Genomic DNA, 3,115 nt, shown 5'->3' on the forward strand with positions numbered 1-3,115 from the left:
ACTTCGAAGGTGTCGGCCTGCAATTCAAACGGTGGCTGCACCAGTGCAACCACCGGCGTGATGCGAAAGCCGGTTCCGGTGAAGTAATCTGGCAGCGTGCCCAATACTTCGATATGGCGTCGGTCGAGGCCAACCTCTTCCTCGGTTTCACGCAACGCGGTGGACGTTGCGGAGCTATCGGTCTTGTCAACGCGTCCTCCCGGCAGACTTACCTGACCGGCATGGTCATGCAGATGCGCTGTACGCTGGGTCAGCAGCATGGTCGGACCGTGACTGCGCAGCACGATCGGCATCAGCACGGCTGCAGGAGTAGGCGATGCATCCGACTTGCGCAGCAAGTGTTCGTCGGTGCTTTCCGGTATCCATTCCGGGGGAGCGGCGAAGCGCTGGCGCAGCCAATCGGCTGACAGTCGCTCCTTCTGCAATGCAGGTTCGCCGGCGACAGAGTCAACAGGAAGTGATTCAGGGTTGAAAATCAGTTTGGACAAGCGTTTTCCTATTGAAGCTAACGAATGCGCATGCATGCATGGACGTCAACTGTTTAGAATGAATGCAAAAAGGGCACCATCGGTGCCCTTTTTGTGATGCTTTGCCGTGAATTACTCGGCAGCTGCAGTTGCGACGCGACGGTTCGGCAGCTTCTCTTTGATACGTGCCGATTTACCGGAACGCTCACGCAGATAATACAGCTTGGCGCGACGCACATCGCCGCGACGCTTGACTTCGATAGAAGCGATCAGCGGGGAATACAGCTGGAACGTACGCTCGACACCTTCGCCCGACGAAATTTTACGAACGATGAAGTTCGAATTCAGGCCACGGTTACGGCGGGAAATCACCACACCTTCGTAAGCCTGTGCACGTTTGCGCGTGCCTTCGACGACGTTGACGTTGACGACAACCGTATCACCTGGCGCGAAGTCGGGAATATTCTTGCCGAGACGCGCAATTTCTTCCTGCTCTAGTTGTTGGATCAGATCCATTTTCAGCTCCTGAGACCATCGTGCCGGCGCATATTAAATTTATTGCCCGGCAGAGGATGGGGTTACAAATACAGGCAAATCACCTTTGCTTTGCCCGCGCTTTACTGCAAACTGCTTAAAAACTTTTCATCTGCCCGCGACAGCGATCCCGCCTCGCGTGCCTGAACGATCAAATCAGGACGTTTTCGCCATGTCGCTTCAAGCGCCCGTTCACGCCGCCACTTTTCGATCTCCAGATGATGCCCACTCATTAAAACCGCCGGGACACCGATATCCTCGTAAATCTCCGGCCGCGTGTAATGCGGGCAGTCCAGCAAACCATTCACGAAACTGTCCTGCACGGCAGATGCGTCGTCATGCAACACACCCGGCAGTTGACGGATTACCGCGTCCATCAATGCCATTGCAGGTAGCTCACCACCGGATAACACGAAATCGCCAAGGCTGATCTCTTCATCCACACAGCGGTCCAGCAAACGCTGATCTACGGCCTCGTAACGCCCGCAAAGCAACACCAGCCCTGGTTCCGTCGTTATTGCCATCACCCGGTCATGGGTCAAAGCCCGACCTTGTGGCGAAAGATAAACCACCCGTGGTGCAGGCCGGCCCTGATCCAACTGACGCGCTTTCGCCGCATTAATTGCGGCTTCGAGCGGCTTTGCCAGCATGACCATTCCTGGCCCACCGCCATAAGGGCGATCATCAATCGTCCGGTAATTATCATTCGTGAAATCGCGCGGATTCCATAGCGCCAGTTCACATTTTTTCTGCTCGAACGCGCGTCGGGTAATGCCCGATTGCGTAATGGCGACGAACATTTCCGGAAAGAGCGTCACGACATCGAATTGCATTGCGCCGTCCCTTCCTGAATGCTGGAAGACTAATAATCCAGTCCCCAGTCCACCGTAATCTTCTTTTCCGTCTGGTCGACGGTTTTGACAAACTGATCAACAAAGGGAATCAGCCATTCTTTGGCCGTTTCGCCCTCAACAACTGGTGCTGTCACCCGCAGTATCGGATGTGCTCCGTTGTCCATCAGGTCGCTGACTGCGCCCAGCGATTCGCCGTCGAGATTTTGCACCGCCAGGCCAATCAGATCGACCCAGTAGAACTCATCACTTGCCAGCGCAGGAAAATGACTGCGCCGCACCTGGACGGTCGCGCCCTTCAACGCTTCTGCGGCATTTCGGTCCGCGACGCCCATCAGCCTTGCCACGACGTCTTCGCCGTGCATCTTGGCTTGCATCATGTCGACATCGCGCAGATCAGGCTTATCCAGCCACCATGTCTTCGCATGAAGCATTGCGTCTGCATCTGAAGAGTAGGGTCGGATTCGCACCCATCCATGTATGCCATAGGCGCCGGTCACATGCCCGACGAGGATAAGATCGTCGGGGATATCAACCCCGGAAGCAGTCTTGCGTGACAACGTAAAAAGCAGGCCAGAGGTGGCGTGATTACGCAGCAGCCTTTTTACCGGACTGGCTCACGAGACGTGCGACTGTCGGAGAAAGCTGCGCACCTGCGCCCTGCCAGTGGGCCAAACGGTCTTGAGCGATGCGGAAGCTTTCGTCCTTGCCGGAGGCAACCGGGTTATAGAAACCGAGGCGCTCGATAAAGCGGCCGTCGCGGCGATTGCGCGAGTCGGTTGCAACGATGTTGAAGAATGGGCGCTTCTTGGCGCCGGCACGGGATAAACGGATAACGACCATAATGTTTCCAAAAAGTGTTCGAACACGGAAAAGCCGGCAATTATAGCTGGTTACGCTGTCTCCAGCAACCTTGGAGGGAGATTGGCAGCAAGTATGGATGGCTTGCTTAACAGCATATGGGCATCTGGCATGGCCGACTCCATTTCGTTGCCTACTCGTCAGCCCTCGTGCACACTAGCCAACCCAGAAGCAAAGTCATTATTGTTAAATATGAATACATCACACAAGAACAAAACCCTTGCCACATTGCTGGCGTTTCTTTTCGGCGGTTTAGGATTTCATCGCTTTTACCTGTATGGAAAAAGGGACATCTGGGCCTGGGTGCATCTGGTACTGTTCCCGCTGTCAGTTTTTGCCGGCTTCATTGAAGCCCTGGTTATCGGCCTGACACCTGATGAAAAATGGGATGCGCAACATAAC

Annotated in this window: 6 protein-coding genes; 1 reads left to right on the forward strand and 5 read right to left on the reverse strand. The window is 54.9% G+C overall.

What is annotated here, in order from left to right; all coding sequences use genetic code 11:
* The 5 genes from VGU61_RS10020 to rpsP all read right to left on the reverse strand — a co-directional run.
* Positions 1–488: CoA pyrophosphatase (locus tag VGU61_RS10020; protein WP_326858973.1), on the reverse strand; the 488-nt coding region annotated here is incomplete at its 3' end.
* Positions 489–599: 111 nt separating this feature from the next.
* A complete protein-coding gene (gene rplS / locus VGU61_RS10025) occupies positions 600–983 on the reverse strand; it encodes a 50S ribosomal protein L19 (protein WP_326858974.1) in 384 nt (127 codons plus the stop codon).
* 101 nt (positions 984–1,084) lie between these two features.
* A complete protein-coding gene (gene trmD / locus VGU61_RS10030; protein ID WP_326858975.1) occupies positions 1,085–1,834 on the reverse strand; it encodes a tRNA (guanosine(37)-N1)-methyltransferase TrmD in 750 nt (249 codons plus the stop codon).
* 29 nt (positions 1,835–1,863) lie between these two features.
* Complete coding sequence (rimM, locus tag VGU61_RS10035) at positions 1,864–2,412, reverse strand: ribosome maturation factor RimM (RefSeq protein WP_326858976.1); 549 nt, start codon at positions 2,410–2,412, stop codon at positions 1,864–1,866.
* 28 nt (positions 2,413–2,440) lie between these two features.
* Positions 2,441–2,695 (reverse strand): 30S ribosomal protein S16, encoded by a 255-nt coding sequence (gene rpsP, locus VGU61_RS10040; RefSeq protein WP_326858977.1) that lies wholly within the window; start codon positions 2,693–2,695, stop codon positions 2,441–2,443.
* Between the two features lie 210 nt (positions 2,696–2,905).
* Between rpsP and VGU61_RS10045 the strand changes: the two genes are divergently transcribed.
* Positions 2,906–3,115, forward strand: a 210-nt coding sequence (locus tag VGU61_RS10045; RefSeq protein WP_326858978.1) for a TM2 domain-containing protein, incomplete at its 3' end; no start/stop codon positions are given.

It is taken from the genome of Noviherbaspirillum sp., assembly GCF_035944575.1.
In the GTDB taxonomy this organism is placed as follows: Bacteria; Pseudomonadota; Gammaproteobacteria; order Burkholderiales; family Burkholderiaceae_D; genus Noviherbaspirillum.

Bases quoted from the DNA above. Each gene is read 5' to 3' on its own strand.
- rpsP (WP_326858977.1), bottom strand. From the start codon at position 2,695: ATGGTCGTTATCCGTTTATCCCGTGCCGGCGCCAAGAAGCGCCCATTC.
- trmD (WP_326858975.1), bottom strand. From the start codon at position 1,834: ATGCAATTCGATGTCGTGACGCTCTTTCCGGAAATGTTCGTCGCCATT.
- rplS (WP_326858974.1), bottom strand. From the start codon at position 983: ATGGATCTGATCCAACAACTAGAGCAGGAAGAAATTGCGCGTCTCGGC.